21 protein-coding genes are annotated in these 21,780 nt (G+C 71.3%); 10 read left to right on the top strand and 11 right to left on the bottom strand.

Going from position 1 to position 21,780, the window contains the following annotated elements; all coding sequences use genetic code 11:
* The first annotated feature begins 14 nt into the window (after nucleotides 1-14).
* Complete coding sequence (locus ACZ6JY_RS20355) at nucleotides 15-1,613, top strand: Na+/H+ antiporter (RefSeq protein ID WP_469197392.1); 1,599 nt, start codon at nucleotides 15-17, stop codon at nucleotides 1,611-1,613.
* Here the strand turns inward: ACZ6JY_RS20355 and ACZ6JY_RS20350 are convergent.
* The 3 genes from ACZ6JY_RS20350 to ACZ6JY_RS20340 all read right to left on the bottom strand — a co-directional run bounded on the left by ACZ6JY_RS20350 (nucleotide 1,592) and on the right by ACZ6JY_RS20340 (nucleotide 3,587).
* Nucleotides 1,592-2,536: a 1-aminocyclopropane-1-carboxylate deaminase/D-cysteine desulfhydrase gene (locus ACZ6JY_RS20350; protein ID WP_469197391.1), complete on the bottom strand. Its 945-nt coding sequence runs from the start codon at nucleotides 2,534-2,536 to the stop codon at nucleotides 1,592-1,594. The genes ACZ6JY_RS20355 and ACZ6JY_RS20350 overlap by 22 nt on opposite strands.
* 84 nt (nucleotides 2,537-2,620) lie before the next feature.
* On the bottom strand, nucleotides 2,621-3,211 hold the full coding sequence (locus tag ACZ6JY_RS20345) for an N-acetylmuramoyl-L-alanine amidase (RefSeq protein ID WP_469197390.1): 591 nt from the start codon (nucleotides 3,209-3,211) through the stop codon (nucleotides 2,621-2,623).
* Between the two features lie 139 nt (nucleotides 3,212-3,350).
* A complete protein-coding gene (locus ACZ6JY_RS20340) occupies nucleotides 3,351-3,587 on the bottom strand; it encodes a hypothetical protein (protein ID WP_469197389.1) in 237 nt (78 codons plus the stop codon).
* A gap of 323 nt (nucleotides 3,588-3,910) precedes the next feature.
* Here ACZ6JY_RS20340 and ACZ6JY_RS20335 point away from each other — a divergent pair, with 323 nt between their 5' ends.
* From ACZ6JY_RS20335 to ACZ6JY_RS20315, 5 genes are all read left to right on the top strand, one after another.
* A complete protein-coding gene (locus ACZ6JY_RS20335) occupies nucleotides 3,911-5,317 on the top strand; it encodes a family 2B encapsulin nanocompartment shell protein (RefSeq protein ID WP_469197388.1) in 1,407 nt (468 codons plus the stop codon).
* A 103-nt stretch (nucleotides 5,318-5,420) separates the two neighbouring features.
* Nucleotides 5,421-6,497 carry a family 2 encapsulin nanocompartment cargo protein polyprenyl transferase gene (locus tag ACZ6JY_RS20330; RefSeq protein ID WP_469197387.1) on the top strand — a complete coding sequence of 359 codons (1,077 nt, stop codon included), beginning with the start codon at nucleotides 5,421-5,423 and terminating at the stop codon, nucleotides 6,495-6,497.
* A gap of 227 nt (nucleotides 6,498-6,724) precedes the next feature.
* Nucleotides 6,725-7,345, top strand: coding sequence for a GNAT family N-acetyltransferase (locus ACZ6JY_RS20325; protein WP_469197386.1), 621 nt, complete (start codon nucleotides 6,725-6,727; stop codon nucleotides 7,343-7,345).
* A 540-nt stretch (nucleotides 7,346-7,885) separates the two neighbouring features.
* Nucleotides 7,886-8,845 carry a hypothetical protein gene (locus tag ACZ6JY_RS20320; protein WP_469197385.1) on the top strand — a complete coding sequence of 320 codons (960 nt, stop codon included), beginning with the start codon at nucleotides 7,886-7,888 and terminating at the stop codon, nucleotides 8,843-8,845.
* A 122-nt stretch (nucleotides 8,846-8,967) separates the two neighbouring features.
* The gene (locus tag ACZ6JY_RS20315) at nucleotides 8,968-9,597 is read left to right on the top strand and encodes an HAD-IA family hydrolase (protein WP_469197384.1); all 630 of its coding nucleotides are present in this window, start codon (nucleotides 8,968-8,970) and stop codon (nucleotides 9,595-9,597) included.
* On the opposite strand, the gene ACZ6JY_RS20310 is transcribed toward ACZ6JY_RS20315, so the two are convergent.
* Nucleotides 9,586-10,515 carry an aminoglycoside phosphotransferase family protein gene (locus ACZ6JY_RS20310; RefSeq protein WP_469197383.1) on the bottom strand — a complete coding sequence of 310 codons (930 nt, stop codon included), beginning with the start codon at nucleotides 10,513-10,515 and terminating at the stop codon, nucleotides 9,586-9,588. The two genes, ACZ6JY_RS20315 and ACZ6JY_RS20310, sit on opposite strands and share 12 nt — an antisense overlap.
* 92 nt (nucleotides 10,516-10,607) lie before the next feature.
* On the opposite strand from ACZ6JY_RS20310, the gene sigJ reads away from it, so the two are divergent.
* Complete coding sequence (gene sigJ / locus ACZ6JY_RS20305; protein WP_469197382.1) at nucleotides 10,608-11,516, top strand: RNA polymerase sigma factor SigJ; 909 nt, start codon at nucleotides 10,608-10,610, stop codon at nucleotides 11,514-11,516.
* Nucleotides 11,517-11,592: 76 nt separating this feature from the next.
* Here the strand turns inward: sigJ and ACZ6JY_RS20300 are convergent, their stop codons facing one another.
* Together ACZ6JY_RS20300 and ACZ6JY_RS20295 are read right to left on the bottom strand one after the other, a co-directional pair.
* The gene (locus ACZ6JY_RS20300; protein ID WP_469198003.1) at nucleotides 11,593-13,686 is read right to left on the bottom strand and encodes a GTP-binding protein; all 2,094 of its coding nucleotides are present in this window, start codon (nucleotides 13,684-13,686) and stop codon (nucleotides 11,593-11,595) included.
* Between the two features lie 323 nt (nucleotides 13,687-14,009).
* On the bottom strand, nucleotides 14,010-15,014 hold the full coding sequence (locus ACZ6JY_RS20295; protein WP_469197381.1) for a lysostaphin resistance A-like protein: 1,005 nt from the start codon (nucleotides 15,012-15,014) through the stop codon (nucleotides 14,010-14,012).
* 541 nt (nucleotides 15,015-15,555) lie between these two features.
* Between ACZ6JY_RS20295 and ACZ6JY_RS20290 the strand changes: the two genes are divergently transcribed.
* Entirely contained in the window at nucleotides 15,556-16,254 is a 699-nt protein-coding gene (locus ACZ6JY_RS20290) for a response regulator (RefSeq protein ID WP_469198002.1), read from the top strand.
* A 68-nt stretch (nucleotides 16,255-16,322) separates the two neighbouring features.
* On the opposite strand, the gene sodN is transcribed toward ACZ6JY_RS20290, so the two are convergent.
* The gene (sodN, locus tag ACZ6JY_RS20285; protein ID WP_363252409.1) at nucleotides 16,323-16,718 is read right to left on the bottom strand and encodes a superoxide dismutase, Ni; all 396 of its coding nucleotides are present in this window, start codon (nucleotides 16,716-16,718) and stop codon (nucleotides 16,323-16,325) included.
* 144 nt (nucleotides 16,719-16,862) lie between these two features.
* Between sodN and sodX the strand changes: the two genes are divergently transcribed.
* Complete coding sequence (gene sodX, locus ACZ6JY_RS20280) at nucleotides 16,863-17,297, top strand: nickel-type superoxide dismutase maturation protease (protein WP_447042176.1); 435 nt, start codon at nucleotides 16,863-16,865, stop codon at nucleotides 17,295-17,297.
* Here the strand turns inward: sodX and ACZ6JY_RS20275 are convergent.
* Entirely contained in the window at nucleotides 17,180-17,830 is a 651-nt protein-coding gene (locus tag ACZ6JY_RS20275) for a CGNR zinc finger domain-containing protein (RefSeq protein ID WP_469197380.1), read from the bottom strand. The genes sodX and ACZ6JY_RS20275 overlap by 118 nt on opposite strands.
* A 91-nt stretch (nucleotides 17,831-17,921) precedes the next feature.
* Between ACZ6JY_RS20275 and ACZ6JY_RS20270 the strand changes: the two genes are divergently transcribed.
* Nucleotides 17,922-18,695 (top strand): class I SAM-dependent methyltransferase, encoded by a 774-nt coding sequence (locus ACZ6JY_RS20270; RefSeq protein WP_469197379.1) that lies wholly within the window; start codon nucleotides 17,922-17,924, stop codon nucleotides 18,693-18,695.
* A 123-nt stretch (nucleotides 18,696-18,818) separates the two neighbouring features.
* Here ACZ6JY_RS20270 and ACZ6JY_RS20265 read toward each other — a convergent pair whose 3' ends face one another.
* Genes ACZ6JY_RS20265 through ACZ6JY_RS20255 form a run of 3 tightly spaced genes read right to left on the bottom strand, consistent with a single transcriptional unit; the run spans nucleotide 18,819 to nucleotide 21,510 of the window.
* A complete protein-coding gene (locus ACZ6JY_RS20265) occupies nucleotides 18,819-19,580 on the bottom strand; it encodes an amino acid ABC transporter ATP-binding protein (protein WP_469197378.1) in 762 nt (253 codons plus the stop codon).
* Nucleotides 19,577-20,518, bottom strand: a complete 942-nt coding sequence (locus ACZ6JY_RS20260; RefSeq protein WP_469197377.1) for an amino acid ABC transporter permease — start codon at nucleotides 20,516-20,518, stop codon at nucleotides 19,577-19,579. Before ACZ6JY_RS20260 ends, ACZ6JY_RS20265 begins: the two co-directional genes overlap by 4 nt.
* 35 nt (nucleotides 20,519-20,553) lie before the next feature.
* Nucleotides 20,554-21,510 (bottom strand): ABC transporter substrate-binding protein, encoded by a 957-nt coding sequence (locus ACZ6JY_RS20255; RefSeq protein ID WP_469197376.1) that lies wholly within the window; start codon nucleotides 21,508-21,510, stop codon nucleotides 20,554-20,556.
* Between the last annotated feature and the right edge of the window lie 270 nt (nucleotides 21,511-21,780).

Genomic DNA, 21,780 nt, shown 5'->3' with positions numbered 1-21,780 from the left:
GTAGGGGTCTGCCGATGGATGTACTGCCCCTGGTGGCATTGGTCGCGGCGAGCGCCGTGGTGGCGGGGGCGGCGCGCAGGACCCCCGTACCCGCACCGCTGCTCCTGGTCGGCGCGGGCCTCATCGCCGCGTACGTGCCCGGAGTGCCCGACTACCACCTCGACCCGCACATCGTGCTGCCGCTGATCCTGCCGCCCCTGCTGCACACGGCCGCCCTGGAGAGCTCCTACCTGGACCTGCGCGCCAACCTCAGACCCGTCGCGCTGCTCTCCGTCGGCTACGTGCTGTTCGCCGCGGTCGCCGTCGGCTGGCTCGCGTATCTGCTCATCCCCGACCTGCCGCTGACGGCCGCGCTCGTGCTCGGTGCCGTGATCGCGCCACCGGACGCCGTCGCGGCTACCGCCATCGCGCGCAAGGTCGGCCTGCCGTCGAGGATCACCACGATCCTCCAGGGCGAGTCCCTGGTGAACGACGCGACCGCGATCACCGCCTACAAGGTCGCTCTCGCGGCGGCGGTCGGCGAGGGCGCGAGCTGGTCGGGCGGCCTGCGGGAGTTCCTGATCGCCGCGGTCGGCGGGGTCGGCGTCGGACTGATCCTGATGGTGCCGATCCACTGGCTGCGCACGCACCTCAAGGAGTCGCTGCTGCAGAACACGCTGTCGCTGCTCATCCCCTTCGTCGCGTACGCCGCCGCCGAGCAGGTGGGTGCCTCCGGAGTGCTCGCCGTGGTCGTCGTCGCCCTCTACCTGGGGCACCGCTCCTGGCAGGTCGACTTCGAGACGCGGCTTCAGGAGGCCGCCGTGTGGCGGGTCGTCGCGTTCATCCTGGAGTCGGCGGTCTTCGCCCTCATCGGGTTGCAGTTGCCCGTCGTGCTCAAGGGGCTCGGCGAGTACAGCGTCGGCCAGGCCGCCTGGTACGCCGCCGGCGTCTTCGTGTTCGTCGTGGTGGTGCGTTTCGTGTGGTCCTATCCGGCGACGTATCTGCCGCGAGTCGTCTCCCAGCGGATCAGGGAGCGCGAGGACGACATGGACTGGCGCAGACCGCTGATCGTGAGCTGGGCCGGGATGCGGGGCGTGGTCTCGCTGGCGATCGCCTTCTCGATCCCGCTCGTCATGGAGGACGGGGAGCCGTTCCCCGCGCGCAACCTTGTCCTGTTCCTGACCTTCACCACGGTCATCGGCACGCTCGTCGTGCAGGGGCTCTCGCTGCCGTGGCTGATCCGTGTCCTGAAACTGCCGGGCCGGGACGCGCAGGCGCAGACCCTCGCCGAGGCGCAGGCGCAGAACGCCGCCTCACAGGCCGCGGAGGCGCGGGTGCGGTCACTCATGCGGGACGAGCGCAACTGCCTCCCACAGCCCCTCCAGGACCGTCTGAGCACCGTTCTGGAGCGGCGCCGCAACTCCGTGTGGGAACGGCTCGGCCAACCCAACCGCGTGACGGGTGAGTCGGCGGACGACACCTACCGCCGTCTGGCGCGCGAGGCGATCGCCGCGGAGCGCGAGGTCTTCGTGAAGATGCGGGACGAGCGGCGCATCGACGACGAGATGATGCGGACGCTGCTGCGCAAGCTGGACCTGGAGGAGGCGGCCGTCTACCGCGAGGTCGACGACTGAGCCCGGCCGTCCCGGGCGCCGGTGATCACCGCGGTGAGGCGGGTGCCGGGCGGGAAGGCGCCCTCTTCGGAGAGGGCGGTCAGCGCGTAGAGGAGCTTGGCGACGTAGAGCCGCTCCACGGAGAGGCCCATTTCCCCGCCGTGGCGCCGTTCGAAGTCCTCGGCGAAGGCGAGCAGTTCGGGCGGCGTACGGGCGTAACCCCCGCAGTGGAAGCGCTCGTCCAGGCTCCAGTTGGCGGTCGGGGCGCCGAGCGCCCGCTGCTGCAGCGCCCGTATCGCGGGGCCGAGGAAGCCGCCCTTGAGCACGGGTATGCCGAGCGCCCGGCGTTCCGGGCCGAGCCCCGCGGCGAGGCCCGCGAGGGTGCCGCCGGTGCCGCAGGCCACGGCCGCCACGTCGGTGTGCTCGCGCAGCTCCTCGCCCAGCGCGGCACAGCCCCGGACGGCCAGGGCGTTGCTGCCGCCCTCGGGGATCACGTAGGCGGCTCGCGCGTCCGTCGCGCGCAGGATCTCGTCCAGCGTCGCCGGATCACTCTTCGCGCGATACGTCGATCTGTCGACGAAGTGCAGCCGCATGCCGTCGGCCGTGCAGCGGGCCAGGGACGGGTTCAGGGGGCGCCCGGCGAGTTCGTCGCCGCGTACGACGCCGATGGTGGCGAAGCCGAGGAGGCGGCCCGCGGCGGCGGTGGCGCGCAGGTGGTTGGAGTAGGCGCCGCCGAAGGTGAGCAGGGTGTCGTGCCCGGCGTCGGCGGCGGCCGACAGGTTCAGCACCAGCTTGCGGTACTTGTTGCCCGGCAGGTCCGGGTGGATCAGATCGTCCCGCTTGAGCAGCAGCCGCACGCCGTGGCGCTCGAAGCGGTCGTCCTCGACGCGCTGCAACGGCGACGGCAGTCGTGGGCGCAGGCCGGCGGGCGGGGTGGGATGCACCCCGCCATTGTCCCCCGCGGCACGCCGTGCGGCGGGGGAGTCCTGTGCGCGGGGGCTCACCGGAACCCCGGAGCCCCCGGGGGCCTACTTGAGGCGCTCCTCGATGCGTGACCGCATGGCCTTCATGGTGAAGCCGCGTGGGTCCACCTTGCCCGGCTGCCACTCCAGGTGGCCGATCACCGAGCGTTCCGTCCAGCCGTGGACGCGGCAGACCGCCGCCGAGACCCTTTCGATGGCGTCGAGCTGAGCGTCGGGCCAGGGGTCCTCGCCGTCGCCGAGGTTCTCGCACTCGAAGCCGTAGAAGTGGCGGTTGCCGTCGGTGTTCGACTCGTTGTCCGGGGGCAGGCGCTTCTCGGCGATGACCGCCCGCAGGACGTCGTCGTCGCCGAGCCCGGCGTGGTTGGCACGGCCGTACCCCACGAGGTGGACGCGGCCGTCCTTGGTGATGACGCCGTGGCAGAGCGGACCCGGCAGCGAGGGGTGCCCCTTGCGGCAGATCTCGACCGTGCGCTCGCTGCCCTCGGTCACCGTGTGGTGGATCATGACGCCGTGCACGGGCCCCCAGGGGCCCTTGTGGTTGCGGTTGTGGTGCTCCCAGTCGCCTACCTCGACGACGGTGACACCCTCGTCTCGCAGCGCGGCCAGAAAGCGTCCCGCGGACATGGGTGGGGCCATGACCGCCTCCTTTGCGGGGCGCGACGGCCGCCGGTCGCGAACCGCCTCGTACGCCCTGCTTGTACCGGAACTCCGGTGCCCGGACCAGCCGTTCGGAAGCAATCCGGGGCGTGTTCGGGCACCGTGCGAGCCGATCCGGTCAGGTGCCGTGCAGGAACGCGTCGCCGTTCGCCGCGATGTGGGACTCCACGGCCTGCAGCGCCTGCGCGGTGGCCTCGGGGGAGCCCGAGCCCCGGCGCTCGGCGTAATACGCCGCGCCCAGCTTCTTCAGGAGCGCGTCGCCCGCCCGCTTCTCCTGGACCTCGTCGATCTTCTGCTTGCCCTGATTGAGGCCGCGCTGCGCCTGCTCCTTGGCGCGATCCAGGAAGCCCGCCATTGCTGTCTCCTGCCAGTCGGTGCGAAAGGTGCGAAAAGGTGAGAGTCGTGAGAGTGGTGCGAAAAGTCTGAAGGGTGCGGGCGGTGCGAATGCCCCGCATGCGGTTCAACGGGTGCCCCGACCTCCGAGTTCCCATGCGGCACCCGGCTGGGCCGAACGGGTGAAAACGCCTCCCATGCCCCGCCGACGCGTGATCCATTCCCGCTCTTTTGTGTAATGGCGCGGCCACGCGGCGTGCTGGAAAGGTGGTCCGCGAGATCGCCGCACGTATGCGGATCACCGCAGCCATGCGGATCACCGCAGTACTCGGGAGGGCACAGCCAATGTCGGTAGGCGAAGAGATCCGCGCCGAGTCGGACCAGCCGCAGCAGAGCCTCGGCACATCGGCCGCGCGGAACCTGGCCACCACCACCAAGTCGGCACCGCAGATGCAGGAGATCAGCTCGCGCTGGCTGCTGCGGATGCTGCCGTGGGTGCAGGTACAGGGCGGCACGTACCGGGTGAACCGCAGGCTGAGCTACTCGGTCGGTGACGGCAGGGTGACGTTCGTGAAGACGGGCGACCAGGTCCAGGTCATCCCGGCCGAGCTGGGCGAGCTGCCGGTGCTGCGGGACTTCGGCGACCAGGAGGTGCTGGGCGAGCTGGCCTCCCGCTGCGCGCAGCGGGAGTTCGCCGCGGGCGACGTCCTGACCTCCTTCGGCAGCCCTTCGGGCGAGGTCTTCCTGCTCGCGCACGGCAGGGTGGAGAAGGTCGGCACCGGTCCCTACGGCGACGACACGGTGCTCGGCACGCTCGCCGACGGCTCGTACTTCGGGGAGCAGGCGCTCCTCGACCCCGAAGCCATCTGGGAGTACACCACCCGCGCGGTGACGGCCTGTACGGTGCTCGTCCTCCCGCGACAGGCCCTCGAACAGGTCGCCGAGCGCAGCGAAACCCTGCGCGGCCACCTCCAGCGGCTGCGGTCCATCCCGGCCCAGCGCACCAACAAGTACGGCGAGGCGCCCATCGACCTCTCGGCGGGGCACGTCGGCGAGGCCGTACTGCCCGGCACCTTCGTGGACTACGAATCGGCGCCGCGCGAGTATGAACTGAGCGTCGCCCAAACAGTCCTGCGCGTCCACTCGCGCGTGGCCGACCTCTACAACCAGCCGATGAACCAGACGGAGCAGCAGCTTCGGCTCACCGTCGAGGCGCTCAAGGAGCGCCAGGAGCACGAGCTGATCAACAACCGCGAGTTCGGCCTCCTGAACAACTGCGAGTACGACCAGCGGATCCAGCCGCACGCCGGCGTGCCCGGCCCCGACGACCTGGACGAACTGCTCAGCCGCAGGCGCGGCTCCAAGCTCTTCCTCGCCCATCCGCGCGCGATCGCCGCGTTCGGCCGTGAGCTCAACAAACGCGGGCTCGTCCCCGAGACCATCGACATGGCAGGGAACCGCATCCCGACCTGGCGCGGCGTGCCGATCTTCCCGTGCAACAAGATCCCGGTCACCGAGGCCCGTACGACGTCCATCATCTGCATGCGTACGGGCGAGGAGGAGCAAGGTGTCATCGGACTGCGCCAGAGCGGCATCCCGGACGAGATCGAGCCGAGCCTGTCCGTACGTTTCATGGGCATCAGCGAGCAGGCGATCATCTCGTACCTGGTGTCGACCTACTACTCCGCGGCCGTGCTCGTCCCCGACGCCCTCGGCGTCCTGGAGGACGTCGAGATCGGCCGCTGGACGTGACCCCCGGTCCGTGTCCATGGCCGCGTCGCGGGGTACACCGTCTCCGTACGCGCCCACAGGCCGAGGAACCGCCACCGTCCACATCCTTACGCGGGGTGAGTCCATGACGGACACGACGACGGACACGGCAGGCGTGACACTGCCGGCGCAGGGGGTGGGTGAGGGCCATGAAGCCGCCGAGATCCTGGCCGCGGCGCGGGCCCACGTCGATCCGGAGCTGCGCACGGCGGTCGACTCACTGCCCACAGCCATGCGCGGGGTCGCGCGCTATCACCTCGGGTGGGAGCACGCCGACGGCACACCGGCCACGGGGAACGGCGGCAAGGCCATCAGGCCCGCCCTCGTGCTCGCGGCGGTCCGGGCGCTCGGCGGGGAGCAGAAGACGGCGGTCCGTGCCGCCGCGGCCGTGGAGCTGACCCACAACTTCACACTCCTGCACGACGACGTGATGGACCGCGACACCACGCGCAGGCACCGGCCCACCGCCTGGACCGTGTTCGGCGACGCCGCCGCGATCCTCACCGGTGACGCCATGCAGGCACTGGCGCAGCGGCTGCTCGCCGACGACCCCCACCCGCGGGCCTCGGAGGCCGCCACCCGGCTGGCCCTGTGCGTGGAGGAGCTGTGCGAGGGACAGTTCATGGACTGGTCCTTGGAGAGCCGCGCCCCGGACCAGGTGACGCTCGACGAGTGCTTGACCATGGCCGAGGCCAAGACCGGTGCGCTGCTCGGCTGCGCGTGCGCGATCGGGGCGCTGTACGCGGGGGCGGAGCCGGAGGAGGCCGACGCGCTCGACGGCTTCGGCCGCCAGGCAGGGCTCGCCTTCCAGCTCATCGACGACGTCATCGGCATCTGGGGCGATCCGATACGTACGGGCAAGCCCGCGGGCGCCGATCTCGCCGCCCGCAAGAAGTCCCTGCCGGTGGTGGCCGCGCTCGCCTCGGGCACCCCGGCAGCGGCGGAACTCGCCGAGCTGTACGGCGGCCCGCCGGGCGAGGACGACGAGCCGGCGCGGACGGCGAGCGCGGTGGAGCGCGCGGGCGGCCGCGACTGGGCCCAGGTGCACGCCGCCGACCGGATGTCCCGGGCCATGGGGCAGCTCGCCAGGGCGGTGCCGGACCCGGAGTCGGCGGGCGGGCTCCTCGCCCTCGCGGAGTTCGTGACGCGCCGTACGCACTGAGGCGCAGGCGATGGAGGGCCTGGCAGTTGAGGCCCTGACAGAGGGGGATAAGACGTACGCGGTGAGGCGTGTGCGACGGGCCCCGCGGGCGCCGGTTTCCGGCGGCCGCGGGGCCATCTCCATGCCCGTGAGGCGATCACTTAGGCTGCAACCGGCGTGCCGCCGAGTGCAGTTGGATGTTCGGTGCGGCGCGCCGTTCCGTTTGGGCGATCGGGGAGGGGCGGGCTGTGGGCGTGGCGATCCGTAGGGCCGGGGAGGGGGACCGGGCCGACGTGGTGCGGCTGCTCGACGAGGCGTTCATGGGGGACCCGGTGAGCGGGTGGGTCTTTCCCGGCGAGGAGCACCGCCGGCGCAGGCATGGCGCGCTGATGGGCGCCTTCTTCGACCTGGCCATCGCCGAGGGGTACATCGACGTCACCGAGGACGGCGCCGCCGCGGCCCTGTGGTGGTCCGTCCCCGCGGGCGGACCAGCCGACGACGGGCAGGGCGAGCAGGACGGGCCCGCGTTGCTGCGGCAGGCCGTCGATCCGGAGAACGAGCGGGTCGAGCTGATAGGCAGGTTGACGGACGCCTCCCATCCGACCGACCGGGCCCACCAGTACCTGCACATGATCGCCGTGCGGCCGGACCGGCAGGGCGAGGGGCTCGGCACGGCCCTCGTCACCTCCGTCCTCGAACGGTGCGACAGGGAAGGCGAACATGCCTATCTGGAGGCGAGCAACGCCCGCAGCCGTGAGCTGTACGAACGCCTCGGGTTCGCCTTCACGGGGACGCCGCTCGACCTGCCCGACGGGCCGAGGATGTGGCCGATGTGGCGTGAACCGCGGGACGCGGGGGCCTCGGCGTAGGAGGCGGTCCCGACGAGGACGGGAAACTGTCCAGGAGCCGTCGCCGCGGGTCTGCCCAGTGGCGTCCGGCGGGAATAGGCTGCGCGTATGGGCAGCGAAGGTCCACGATCAAGCCATGGTCAAGGCCAAGGCCCGCAGGACGAGCCGGTGTGCAAGGCCTGCGGATGTCCCGTCGGCACGACGATCCGGCGGCGCAAGGTGCTCGGGGTGTTCGTCCCCGTGTGGGACCCAGGGCCGTGCCGCAACGCGCGGTGCGAGGCCTGTGTGACCGACGAGGACGGTGACCGACGCCCCGGTGACCGACGCCCCGGCGACCGGGCGGCGGGCAGACGCGGTCGGTCACGTCACCGCAAGCGCTGATTTCGAGACCCGCCCGTCTCTGGTCCCGGCCCCGGGGTGGGGTGCGGCGATGCGGCCTGACCCGAGGCGCCCTCAAGGCCGGCGCGCCCTCGACTCCAGTGCCCCCGTAATCCCCAACTGCCGTGCGGGGTAAGGTCCGTCGGTCGACGGTGCGGTACCACTGGGGAGGGGCACGGGTACGTGAAGAGGCGGTGGGGTGGGCTCGTTCTGACGGGTCTGGTGCTGATGGGGGTGGCGCCGGCGGGGTGCGGGTTCGGCTCGTCGGCGGAGGACGACGCTCCCGGGTACGCGCGCGAGCCAGGTGTGCCCAGGGTCCGGAGCGAGAAGGACTTCCCCGCGTTGCCGCTGGACCGCTACGAGTTCAGCCGCCGCGAGTACGACCGTATCGAAGAGGCGCAGGCGCGGGTCACCCAGCGGTGCATGCGGTCCTACGGGTTCGACGACTTTCCGCTGCACCCCGGCCGGGCCGAGATGGCGACCTCGTTTCTCGCGGTGATGGTTTCCGTGTCTCCGTACGGGATGCTCGACCTCGGTCAGGCCCGGCGCTGGGGTTATGGCTTCGACCCGGAGAGCGTCGAGGCGGCGTCGGACGGCCGTGGCCCCAAGGGGCGGGTGCCGACGGACCGGGAGGAGAGCGTGCTGCACGGCTACGGCGCCCTGGACGGGCCCGCCGAGGTGGTGCGGGGCCGCGAGGTCCCCAAGGGCGGCTGTGCCGCGTTGGGGGCGCGGCGGGTCATGGGGGACGAGAAGGCGGCACGGCTGCGCGGCACCGTCGCCGAACGCGTGGAGAAGCTGGACAAGGCCGTGGCCAAGGACCAGCGGGTGCGCAGGGCCTTCCGGGACTGGTCGCGGTGCGTGCGGGGCAAGGGCTTCGAGCGGTACGAGAGCCCGACGCACGCCTTCCGCGACAAGGCGTGGCGCAAGGGCCGCGAGGACGGCAACACGGCTCGTACGGAGAAGGAGCTGGGCACGGCCGTCGCCGACATCGAGTGCAAGCGCGAGCTGAACACGGCCGGCGTGTGGTGGGCGGTCAGCGACGAGAAGCAGCGGGCGGACATCCGTGCCGACAAGGCCCGGTACGAGGCAGTACGGGCAGAACTTGACCGGGTACGGGCCACCGCACGCAAGGAGCTCGGCTAGCGCCTGCCTGCGGTGGGGTTCTCCTCCACACCTCCGGGGTCCCCCCCCACCTACACCCCCGGGGTCCCCCACCTCCCCGGACACCCCGCCAAGACGTGGCCCCGTGGTGATAGACACGTGGGATGACGATCTCCGGTCGGGCGTTTGACGCCGTGTTGAGTGACCTTGATGGTGTGATCCGTTTCTATGACATGGCGGACCTCGAACAGCAGGAGGCCGCGGCAGGGCTGCCGCCGGGCAGTACCGCCGCGGTCGGCTTCGCGCCCGAGAACGACCTGCCGCTGATGCGCGGGGAGATCACCAAGGAGCTGTGGGTCGAGTCGATCGCCCGCGGGCTCGCCGACCGCGTGCCGCTGGAGCGCGGGCGCGAGCTGGGCAACGTGCTGGCCGAGACCAAGTTCCGCGCCGACGACACGGTGGTCGGGCTGCTCCGCGGAGTCCGAGCGGCCGGGCTGCCGGTGGTGCTCGTGACCAACGCGACGCCATGGCTGGCCGAGGACCTCGCGCTGCTCGGCCTCACCGGCCCGGACGGGCTCTTCGACGCCGTGCTCAGCAGCGCGGACCTCGGCGTCACCAAGCCGGACCCCCGCATATACGAGGCGGCGGCGCGGCGGGCGGGTGTCGCCGCCGGCCGCTGCCTGTTCGTGGACGACCGCCAGGAGAACGTGGACGCGGCGGTGGCCCTGGGCATGCGGGGGCTCCTCTACCGCACCCCTGCCGACCTGGAAGCGGCGCTGGCCTCAGCCGGCTGAGCCGTGCTCCGCGTGATCCTCCAGTACGGCGTCCAGGTGCCGCAGCGCCGCCGTCACCCGCTCAGGGACCGCGAAGAACGGGTCGTCCGGCACTGGCAGCGACCCGGCGAGCGCGAGGCCGCGGGCCCGCGCCCAGGTGGCGTCGTCCATGCCGACCGCCGCCCGGAACGCGCCCCGCGCCTTCGCGGGCAGGAACATCCACATCGGGATGAGGTCGCAGGCGGGATCGCCCACGGCCAGCGTCCCGAAGTCGATGACCGCGCGGAGCCGCCCGTCGACGGCGAGGAGGTTGCCGGTGGCGAGGTCCCCGTGCAGCCAGACGGGATCGCGGTGCCAAGCGGGTGCCGCGAGCGCCGCCTCCCACACGGCCGTCACCGCCTCCGTATCGACGATGCCGTCCAGCTTCGCGATCTTGGCGCGGACGAGCGAGTCGGCCGCGAGCGAGTCGCACTCGGTGCCCACGCGCTCGCCGCGGAAGGCGTTGCTCAGCTCGGGCGCGGGCCCGCCGGCGGCGTCGATCCGCTGCAACGCCGCGATGAAAGCGGCCAGTTGCCCGGCGGCAGCCACCGGGTCGGCCAGCCCTTCCGTGGTCGCGGCCTCCCCGTCCAGCCAGCGGTAGACCGACCACGGGAAGGGATAACCCTGTCCGGGGCCGCCCCGCGCGACCGGCGTGGAGACGGTGAGCGGCAGATGCGGGGCGAGCCGCGGCAGCCACCGCTGCTCGCGCTCGACCTGGCCGGTCCACCGGGCGTAGCGCGGCAGCCGTACGGAGAGGTCGTCGCCGAGCCGGAACGTGGCGTTGTCCATGCCCGACTGCGGCACCGGCGCCACGGGCAGGCCGGCCCACCGCGGGAACTGCTCGGCCACCAACCGGTGTACGAGGTCGGCATCGATCTCGCCGAGTTCGTCGGTCTTCATACGAAACTCCTTACTGAGGCTCCTCGCGTGTCACGCAGGAGTGGGGAAGCTCCGTCACAGCGGTGGCGGAACGCGACGGGAGAATGTGACAGATGGATCAGAACCGTTCGGAACAGGCTGCCCTGGCAGCCGCGTTCGAGGAGCACAGGCCCCGTCTCAACGCGGTCGCGTACCGCATGCTGGGCTCGCTCGGGGAGTCGGAGGACGCGGTCCAGGAGGCGTGGTTCAGGCTGAGCCGCTCCGACGTGGCGGAGGTGCGGAACCTCGGCGGCTGGCTCACCACCGTGGTCGGCCGGGTCTGTCTTGACCTGCTGCGCTCCCGGCAGTCCCGCCGCGAGGACTCCCTGGACGTCTCCATGGAGACCCATGTGCCCGACCCCGTCCTGAGCCGCCTGGACGCGGTCGACCCCGAGCAGGAGGTGCTGCTCGCCGACTCCGTCGGCCTCGCCCTCCTCGTCGTGCTCGACACCCTCGCGCCCGCCGAGCGCCTGGCGTTCGTACTGCACGACATGTTCGCCGTGCCGTTCGAGGACATCGCGCCCGTGGTGGAGCGCTCGGCCGCCGCGACCCGGCAGCTCGCCAGCCGGGCCCGCCGCCGCGTGCAGGGCTCCGCCCCGGCTCCCGAGACCGATGTCGCCAAGCAGCGTGAGGTCGTCGAGGCCTGGATGGCGGCCACCAAGGCGGGCGACTTCGACGCGCTGCTCACGCTCCTCGACCCCGACGTCGTGCTCCGCGCGGACAGCGGCGGCCTCTCCTCCGACCTGTCGAAGCTGGTGCGGGGCGCGGCGACGGTGGCAGGGCAGGCGGCGATGTTCGCGCGGCTCGCCGACGTCCAGGCCATGGTGCTGGTCAACGGCCTGCCCGGCCTCATCGCGGCGCCCGGCGGCACGGTGTTCTCGGTCGGCGCCTTCACGGTCGTGGACGGCAGGATCACCGAGATCAACATCATCGCCGACCCGGAGCGCCTGCGGGGCCTGGACGCCGAGGCGCTGCTGGCCTGACCGCGCGGGCCCGGGGGCCGGGAGCCGGAGGCCGGGGGACGAGAGCCCGGAAGACCCGGAGCGAGGCAGCGGCCGGTCAGCCATGGCCGCCGCCGCCATTCCGGCCGCTGGCATCGCCACCACCGCCGCCATCCCGGCCGCTGCCACTGCCGCCGCCCCCGTTCGTCCTGCGCACCACCCGGAGCAGGTACTCCTTGCGGTGCAGCGGGTCGTCGTCCGTCCGCGCGCGGGTCGGGGCGGTGCCGCGCACCGGCTCGTAGTGGTCGAAGGCGGACTCCAGCTCGCCCTCGCCGCGCGTGAGCCCGGGCAACTGCTGCTCCAGGGCGTGCACCTGGTTCGCGGGGATGTCTCCCTCCAGGCGGTACGCGTCCTCGCTCGTCGTCGGTGTGTGCGGCACGGCCCGCAGCCGCGACAGGACCGGCAGCACCGCCCCGAAGGTGTCGGCGGGCAGGTCGAGCCTGAAGCGGTGCATCGGCTCGTGCACCGCCGTGCCCGCCCGGCGCAGCGCGTCCATCAGGACCAGCGGCGTCAGGTGCCGGAAGTCCCCCGCGGTGCTCGACATGCTCTTGTCGAACGTGCCGTGCGCGTGGCTCTGCCGCGGCCAGTACCCGGAGTGCGTCATCGTGACCGTGCAGTCGGGAATCCGCCAGCCGTACAGTCCCTGGCCCAGCGTCTCCCGGACCGTCTCCTCGACCGCGCGGAAGAACGCGTACGGCATCGAACCGAGCTCCACGCCGAGCCGGAACTCCACACCGGCCCCGACCGGCGCGGGCCCCACCCGCAGCCCGACCGTGGCGAGGAACGGGTTCGGGTCCTTGTCGATGATCTCGAACGCCTCGCCGGTGCCGACGACCCGCTCCACGCAGATCGTGGTCGTCTCGCGGAAAGTGACGTCCAGGCCGAAGTCGGCGGCGAGGGTCGCCTGGATGACCTCCTTCTGGACCTCGCCGTAGAGCGAGACGGACACCTCCTGCCGTACGTCGTCCTGCCGCAGGTCGATCAGCGGGTCCTGCTCGGCGAGCTGCGTGAGGGCCACGTGCAGGGCGCCCCGGTCGCCGGTCCTGACCGGGGCGACGACCGTCTCCAGGGTCGGCGGCGCGAAGAACCGCCCTCCGGCCCCCGCCCCTTCGGGCGGTACGCCGATCACGTCACCGATCCGCACGTCACCCAGGCCCCACAGCTTGCCGATGCGGCCCGCCGGGACCCGCGTGCCGCGTTCGTCCGTGCCGTGCTCGAAGACGCTGACGGCGGTGACCTTGCCCTCCCTGACGTCCGTACCGTCGCCCGCCGCGATGTCGAGCCGGTCACGTGTGCGGACCGTGCCCGAGAACACGCGTACGTACGCGATCTTCTCCCCGGCCGTGCCGCGCTCGACCTTGAACACGCTGCCGGAGAGCGGAGCTTCGGCGTCCCCCGGGTCGGAGGGCAGGAACTCCGCGATTCCGGCCGCCAGTTCGCCGACGCCGACGCCTGTCATGGCGGAGCCGAAGTAGACGGGGTGCACGAGGGCGCGCCGGGTCTGCCGGGCCAGTTCACGGCGCAGCCGCCCGTACGTGAGGGTGGCCGGGTTCTCCACGTACGCGGTGAGCAGCTCGTCGTCGTGTCCGGCGAGCAGTTCGGCCAGACCCGGGGCCGCGGTGGTGAACGGGGTGAAGCGCGCCTCGCGTGTGCCGAGTGCTTCGACCGTGCCCATCGGGGTGATGTCGGGGGTGAGCCGCCGGGCGATGTGTTCGAGGACGCCTTCGTGGCGGGCGCCGGTGCGGTCGGCCTTGTTCACGAAGATGAGCGTGGGGATGCGCAGGCGCCGCAGGGTGCGCAGCAGTACGCGGGTCTGTGCCTGGACGCCCTCCACGGCGGAGATGACGAGCACGGCACCGTCGAGCACGCTCAGGACCCGCTCCACCTCGGCGATGAAGTCCGGGTGCCCGGGGGTGTCGATCAGGTTGACCGTGACGTCGTCGTCGCCCGTGCCCCTGGGAGCGGCGATGGCGAAGGAGACGACCGCGGACTTGATCGTGATGCCGCGCTGCCGCTCCAGGGCGAGCGAGTCGGTGAGGGTGCTGCCGTCGTCGACGCGGCCGACCTCGTCGATGACGCCCGCGCCGTGCAGGAGCCGCTCGGTGAGGCTGGTCTTGCCGGCGTCGATGTGGGCGAGGATGCCGAGGTTCAGATATCGCGCGCCCGGCCCGGCGCCCGGTTTCGGGCCCGCCTCGGGGCCGGAGCTGGTGGCGGGGCTAGTGGCGGTGCTAGTGGCGGGGCTCGCGTGCGGGTTCAGGTTCGGAGCAGGTGAATGCGATTGCACGTACCGTCATGTCCTTGGAAGAGGGGTTAGTTCCTTCTGGGCGGGACATGCGCGAACGCCGCATTTCTTCTCCTTGGTGGGCCGCGCGTGGAGTGCGCGCGGGCCGCTGGTGACGTGTGCCGGCTGCTCGCCGACTCCGCCAGTGCAGCAGGCCGCCGCCGCGCGCGGCAACCGATTAAGCCGTCCGGGCGTCAGGCAGCGGCTGCCCCCGTGCCCACCGCTTCGACCTTCCGGCGCCGGGCCCACCACAGCACCAGCACCGCGTAGCCGCAGATCATCACGGCGTCGACGCCGACCGCCGCCGCGTCCATGTCGGCGGCCGTCTCGTCGGAGGCGAGCGCTCCGGCGACGGCGGCCGAAAGACCCATGGCGAGCAGGTTGTTGATCACGTGGAGTCCGATGGCCGCCTCAAGGCCCCCCGTACGCAGGGTCAGCACGCCCGCGACCAGCGCGAACACCACCAGGTCCGCGAAGCCCCACGGTGTGCCCCAGCCGTGGGCCGCCGCGAACAGCGGTGCCTGCGGCAGGATCGCCAGCCACGGCGAGCGGCACCAGGCGCCGACCGCCTGGGTGAGCCAGCCCCGGAACACGTACTCCTCGGCCGCGCTCTGGAACGGCACGAGCACGCAGACCATGGCGAGGCCGAGCAGGAAGTCGGGGAGCCCGGCCCACACCATGTCTTCCGTGCCGTCGCCCGACGACTCGGGGAGCAGCAGCATGGCCCCGATCGACGCGGCGACCAGCGGCACCGCGAGGAGCAGGCAGCGCACCAGCCAGTCCCAGCGCAGCCGTCCGACCACCGACGACACCGTCCCCGCCGGGCGCCCCTGGGACCAGCGGGCGGCGAGGAACACCACCGGGAGCAGCAGCGCCAGGGTGAGCAGGCCCTGCCCCGTCTCCCCGATGCCGCCCCAGACGTGGAGCCCGTCCTTGTCGACGGGCCGGTCGAGGGCCGCACCCGCGAGCTGCGCGCCGAGCAGCACGAGGAGCACGGCGGCGACCACGCCACCGAGCACCACGGCGGTCCCGGCCACCGGCCGCCACCAGCGGTGCGTGCCGGTGGACAGGGCGAGACGGTGGTACGGGAGCGGCGGCGGCACGTACGGGGGCTGGGGCTCGTAGGGGTACGGAACGGGGGGCGGGCCCCAGGGGTTCGGCGGTGAGGCGGGGGAGTAGGGGGAGTAGGGGGACGTCATGCGTCAAGGATTCCGGCGGTCCCGCGGCCTCGCGTCGGCCGCTCGTACGATCATCGCCTCCTCCCTGGGGCATACGCGCGGGCGGTGATCCTTCCCTGCGGGGACGGGGCGCGGGCGGCGAGCCCCCGGCCGGGGAGGCCTCCGCTCGGCCGCCGCCTGGCCACGCTTTCCGTACGATCGGGCCACCATGGAGGTGACCGGCCACCAATGGAGACCGCCGGGCCACCAATGGAGACCGCCGGGCCACCAAAGGAGACCGCCGGGCCAGCATGGAGACCGCCGGGTCAACAATGGGGCCGCCGGGCCACCATGGAGGCTGTCGGGCCAGCATGGGAACCGCCGGGCCAGCATGGAGGCTGTCGGACTGCCAATGGAGACCATCGGGCTACCAACGGAGGCTGTCGGGCCACCGGGGAGGCGAGGCGCGTGCCACGGCCCCGGCCGCTGCTCGGCCGCCGCCCGGCCGCCGATCGGTCGCTGCCCGTCCACCGGCGGCCCCGACGAACCGGTTTCTCTCCCCCACCCCCGAAGGAGCCGCACCATCAGCACCACCGACAACTCAGGGCTCGGCGCCCGGACCATCCGCGTTCTGGTCGTCGATGACCAAGCCGTCGTCCGGGCCGGGTTCGCCGCGATCGTCGACGCCGAGCCGGACCTCGATGTGGTCGGGGAGGCCGCGGACGGGGCCGACGCCGTGCGTCTGGCGGCCGAGCTGGCCCCGGACGTGGTCCTCATGGACATCCGCATGCCGGGGATGGACGGCCTCACCGCCACCCGACTGCTCACCGACGGGCCCGAGCCCGCACCGCGCGTCCTCGTCCTGACCACCTTCGACCAGGACGCCTACGTGCACGACGCCCTGCGCGCCGGGGCCTCCGGATTCCTGCTCAAGGACGCTCTGCCGCAGGAACTCCTCGCCGGTATCCGCGTCGTCGCCTCCGGCGAGGCGATGCTCGCGCCCACCGTCACGCGCCGCCTGATCGACGCCTTCGCCGACACGGCACCCGCCCCGGACCCCGCTCTCGTGGAGACCCTCACGCCCCGCGAGGGCGAGGTGCTGGCACTCGTCGCCGCCGGACACACCAACGGGGAGATCGCCGAGGCGCTCGGCGTGACCACCGGCACGGTGAAGTCGCATGTCAACGCCGTGCTCGGAAAGCTGGGCCTGCGCGACCGCGTGCAGGCGACGATCCTCGCGTACGACCTGGGCCTCGCCCGGCCCCGCGGCGCGGCCGGCTAGTCGGGACGGAACGCCGAAGGGACCCGTCCCGGGAACAGCGGACGGGCCCCTTCGGAAAAAAGCCTGGTTCAGGCCTTCTTGGTCTCCCAGAAGATCTTGTCGATCTGGGCGATGTAGTCCAGCGCCTTCTGGCCCGTGGCCGGGTCCGTCGACGCCTTGGCGGCCGAGAGGGCCTTCAGGGTGTCGTTGACCAGCTGGTGCAGCTCCGGGTACTTCTCGAAGTGCGGGGGCTTGAAGTAGTCGCTCCAGAGCACCGAAACGTGGTGCTTGGCGAGCTCGGCACGCTGCTCCTTGATGACCGTGGCGCGCGCCTGGTAGTGCGCGTCGTCGTTGGCGGCCATCTTCTCCTGCACGGCCTTGACCGACTCGGCCTCGATCCGGGCCTGGGCGGGGTCGTACACGCCGCAGGGCAGGTCGCAGTGCGCGCTGACCTTTACCGTGGGGGCAAACAGGCGGGAAAGCATGGAGCGGTCCTCCTCGTGATCGTCTTCTCAGGTGGGACATTACTCCGTGAGAGACCGGATTTCGCGAGTGCCCCCATGGGCTTAGGACAAAAGTCCAGGGTCAGACTGGGACTGGTGGACGATGGGACCGGGGAGGTGCCGGCGATGCCGGAGCTGTCGCAGGAGACCGAGGGCGGAAGGGCCGCGCTGCCATGGGGCGCGGCCGAGGTGACGGGCCCCTCCATGGTGCCCACACTGCTTCACGGGGACCGGCTGCTCGTCCGGTGGGGCGCACGCGTCCGCCCGGGTGACGTGGTGATCCTGCGTCACCCGTTCCAGCAGGACCTGCTGGTGGTCAAGCGGGCCAAGGAACGCCGTGACGGCGGCTGGTGGGTGCTCGGCGACAACACGTTCGCGGGCGGCGACAGCACCGACTACGGCGTGGTCCCCGAGGACCTCGTCCTCGGGAAGGTGTGGTTCCGCTACCGCCCGCCCACGCCGGGGCGCCGCTCACCGCTCGCGCTGGCGCGCTGGACGGTCTCGGCCGTGCGTCCCGTGCTCGCCGAGCGCTCCGTCTCCAGGCGCTTGCGGGCGCGGTAGGCGGCGACGTTGGCGCGGGTCGCGCAGCGGTCCGAGCAGTAGCGCCGGGAGCGGTTGGTGGACGTGTCGAGGTAGGCGTTGCGGCACGGTGCCGCCTCGCACAGGCCCAGGCGCTCCACGCCGTGCTCGGTGAGGTGGAAGGCGAGGCCCATCGCGGCGATGGCCGCGTACCCGGCGGTGGCGTTCGAGGGGTGGTCCGCCAGGTGCATGTGCCACAACGGGCGCCCGTCGTCGTCCCGGTGGTCGTGCCCCGAGATCTGCGGGCTCACCGGGAACTCCAGGAGCAGTGAGTTCAGCAGGTCGACCGCGAGCGTCTCGTCGTCGCCGTCCGCTGCCTCGAACACCGCACGCAGCCGCGCCCGGACCGACCGGAAGCGCGTGACGTCGGCGTCCGTCGCGCGGCGGGCCATCTGCGTGCTCGGCCCGAACAGCTCCCTGATCACCTCGACGGAGGTCAGCGTGTCCTTGTTGCGGCCCGGCTCCTCGCTGTTGACCAGGCGTACGGCGTAGTCCGAGTAATAGGCCAGTTCCACTTGTAGTCCTTACGAGGGCGGTCTATGGTCGACTCATCGGCAAGTAATAGCCGTCTGCGGTACCAGGGTATTACGGAGTGGAGGGGTTTCGATGACGGAGACGGGTACGGGAACCGGGCTCGGCACCGACTGGCGGGCCTGGCAGGACAGCTGGGACCGGCAGCAGCAGTGGTACCTGCCCGACCGCGAGGAGCGTTTCACGATCATGCTCGACATGGTCGAGGCCGTGGTCGGAACCGCACCGCGCGTCCTCGACCTCGCGTGCGGTACGGGAAGTATTACGGACCGGCTGCTCAAGAGGTTCCCCGAAGCCACCAGCGTCGGCGTCGACCTGGACCCCGCGCTGCTCACCATCGCCGAGGGCACGTTCGCCGGGGACGACCGGGTCACCTTCGTCACCGCGGACCTCAAGGACCCCGACTGGGCCGCCGCGCTCCCGCACGACAGCTACGACGCCGTGCTCACCGCGACCGCCCTGCACTGGCTCTTCAGCGAGCCGCTCGCCGCCCTCTACGGCCAGGTCGCGGGGCTCGTGCGCGACGGCGGCGTCTTCATGAACGCCGACCACATGCCCGACCCCGCCACCCCGCGCCTGAACGCCGCGGAGGGCGCCTTCCGCCACCGGCAGATGGAGCGCGCCAAGGCCGAGGGCGTCCTGGACTGGAAGGAGTGGTGGCGGCTCGCGGCCCAGGACCCGGTCCTCGCCGAGCCCACCGCCAAGCGGTTCGAGATCTACGGGGAGCACGCCGACGGCGACATGCCCTCCGCGGAGTGGCATGCGCGGACGCTGCGCGAGGCAGGCTTCGCCGAGGCCCGCCCGGTCTGGGCCTCGCCCGCGGACGCGGTGGTCCTGGGGCTGAAGTAGCCGTTGCGCAGGAAGGGGCGGTACGGATCACTTCCGTACCGCCCCTTTCCGTGCGTCCACGGGCGCGTCGTGGTCGCTCGCGCAGTTCTGCGTGCCCCTCACGGGGCGCCCTCGGTCAGGGCGTCAGAGCACCTTGGACAGGAACGACTGCGTCCGCTCCTGTTGCGGGTTCGTCAGGACGTCGCGCGGGTGGCCCGACTCGACCACCACGCCCTCGTCCATGAAGACGAGGCTGTCGCCGACCTCGCGCGCGAAGCCCATCTCGTGCGTGACGACGACCATCGTCATGCCGGACTCCGCGAGGTCGCGCATCACGTCGAGCACGTCACCGACCAGCTCGGGGTCGAGCGCCGACGTCGGCTCGTCGAACAGCATCAGCTTCGGGTCCATCGCGAGCGCCCGCGCGATCGCGACGCGCTGCTGCTGGCCGCCGGAGAGCTGCGAGGGGTAGTTGCCCGCCTTGTCGGCGAGGCCCACGCGCTCCAGAAGCTGTCCCGCGCGCTCCCGGGCCTGGGCCTTGGCGACGCCCTTGACCTGGACCGGCGCCTCCATGACGTTCTCCAGGGCCGTCATGTGCGGGAAGAGGTTGAAGCGCTGGAAGACCATGCCGATGTCGCGGCGCTTGAGGGCGACTTCGCTGTCCTTGAGCTCGTACAGCTTGTCCCCCTTCTGCCGGTAGCCGACCAGTTCCCCGTCGACGTACAGCCGGCCGGCGTTGATCTTCTCCAGGTGGTTGATGCAGCGCAGGAACGTCGACTTGCCGGAGCCGGAGGGGCCGATGAGGCAGAAGACCTCGCCCGTCTTGACCTCCAGGTCGATGCCCTTGAGCACTTCTACGCTGCCGAACGACTTGTGGACGTTCTCGGCCTTCACCATGGCGGTCATGCGGTGCCTCCCCGCGGGCTGTTGAGGGACAGCATGTTGGCCTTGATCTTCTGCCATGGAGTGCTCGGCAGGGAGCGCGACGAACCGCGCGCGTAGTAACGCTCCAGGTAGAACTGGCCGATGCTGAGGACCGACGTCATGATCAGGTACCAGCAGGCGGCGAGCAGCAGCGTCTCGACCGTCGCGCCCGACGAGGTGCCGATGTCCTGGGCGTACTTGAGGAGCTCGTAGTACTGGACGGCGGCGACCAGCGACGTCGTCTTCAGCATGTTGATGAACTCGTTGCCCGTCGGCGGCACGACGACGCGCATCGCCTGCGGCAGGACCACGCGGCGCAGCGTCTTGTTGTGGCTCATGCCGAGGGCGTGCGACGCCTCGGTCTGGCCCTCGTCGACCGAGAGCAGACCGGCGCGGCAGATCTCCGCCATGTACGCGGCCTCGTTGAGACCGAGGCCGAGCAGCGCCGTCAGGAACGGCGTCATGAAGTCCGACCACTCGTCCTTGTAGACGGGGCCGAGGTTCACGTAGTCGAAGACGAAGCCGAGGTTGAACCAGACGAAGAGCTGGACCAGGACCGGCGTACCGCGGAAGAACCAGATGTAGAACCAGGCGATCGACGAGGTCACCGGGTTCTTCGACAGGCGCATCACGGAGAGGATGACGCCGCCGACGACGCCGATGAGCATCGAGAGGAACGTCAGGATCAGCGTCTCGCGGACACCCTTGAGGATGCGGTCGTCGAAGAAGTTGTCGGGGATCGCGCCCCAGCTGATGTCGCCCTGCGAGAAGGCGTAGACGATGGAGGCGAGGACGCCGATGGCGAGGACCGCGGCGACGTAGCGGCCGAAGTGCCGGACCGGGATGGCCTTGATGGCCTCCGCCGGCCGTGCCTTCGGCACGTCGTCCCCGGGGCCCTTCTTGGAGATGTCGGTGGTCACGTCAGTGGCCTTTCAGCGACTAGGAGGAACGTCGGTCACTTGCCGCCGTTGACGGTGGCTTCCTCGACCGCGCCGTCCTTCACGCCCCACTTCGCGATGATCTTGCCGTACTCGCCGTTCTTGATGATCGCGTCGAGCGCGGCCTTGATCGCGTCGCGCAGCTCGGGGTTCTTCTTGGAGACCGCGATGCCGTACGGGGCCGCCTCGACCTGCTCGCCGACCAGCTCGAAGTCCTTGCCGCCGCCCGAGGTCTTCACCGCGTACGCGGCCACCGGGAAGTCGGAGGAGCCGGCGTCGGCGCCGCCGGAGCGCAGCCGCGCCTGGGCCTGCTGGTCGTTGTCGAACTGCTCGATCGAGATCTTCTTGCCGCCCTCGCACTTCTTCGACTCGGCCTTGGCCAGGTCGTGCGAGACGGTGCCGCGCTGGACGACGATCTTCTTGCCGCAGAGGTCCGCCCAGGTCTTGATCCCCTGGTCGTCGCCCTTCTTGGTGTAGATCGAGACACCGGCCGTGAAGTAGTCGACGAAGTCGACGCCGGTGCCGACCTTCTTGCCGGTGTCCTCGTCGACGCCTTCCTGGCGGTTCTTGGTGTCCGTCATGGCCGACATGGCGATCTGGTAGCGCTTGGAGCGCAGGCCGCCGAGGAGGGTGTCGAAGGTGCCGTTCTCGAACTCGAACTCCACGCCGAGCTGCTTGCCCAGCGCCTTGCCCAGGTCCGGGTCGATGCCGACGGTGTTGCCCGACTTGTCCTTGAACTCGACCGGCGGGTAGGCGATGTCCGACCCGACCTTGATCACGCCCTTGTCGCGTATGTCCTTGGGGAGCTTGTCGGCGAGCGGGGCATCGCTGGCCGTTTCGCCGCTCTTGTCCTTGGTCTGGTCGCCACAGCCGGACAGCAGCAGCGTGCCGGCGACCGCGATCGCGCCGACCGCCGCGATCCGGGACTTCGCGGACTTCGCTGCGGTCTTACGACAAATGGAGCCTGCGGTCATGGTGGGTCCTCCGGCGGATGAGGGAGTGGCCGATGAGTCGTGCACACACCTTCGGGTGTCGCGACCTCGTGTGATGACGGCATCTTGCCATTCGGACCGTCCGATTCTGGGTGCCCGTGATGTCAAAATCGGATAACGGGAAGAATCCGAATCCCAACAGGCCGGTGCAGTGCGGATGAAAAGGTTCCGGAGCCAATCCGCGCCAACCGGCCGATAGGCGGCGAATCTCGCCATCTGGACCCCGCGTGAGCGCGATACGGGTCAATTGGG

The sequence above is a fragment of the Streptomyces sp. NPDC046335 genome, from assembly GCF_055587985.1.
The sequence above is the reverse complement of the archived record's forward strand: the minus strand, read 5'-3'. Positions and strand labels throughout refer to the sequence as shown.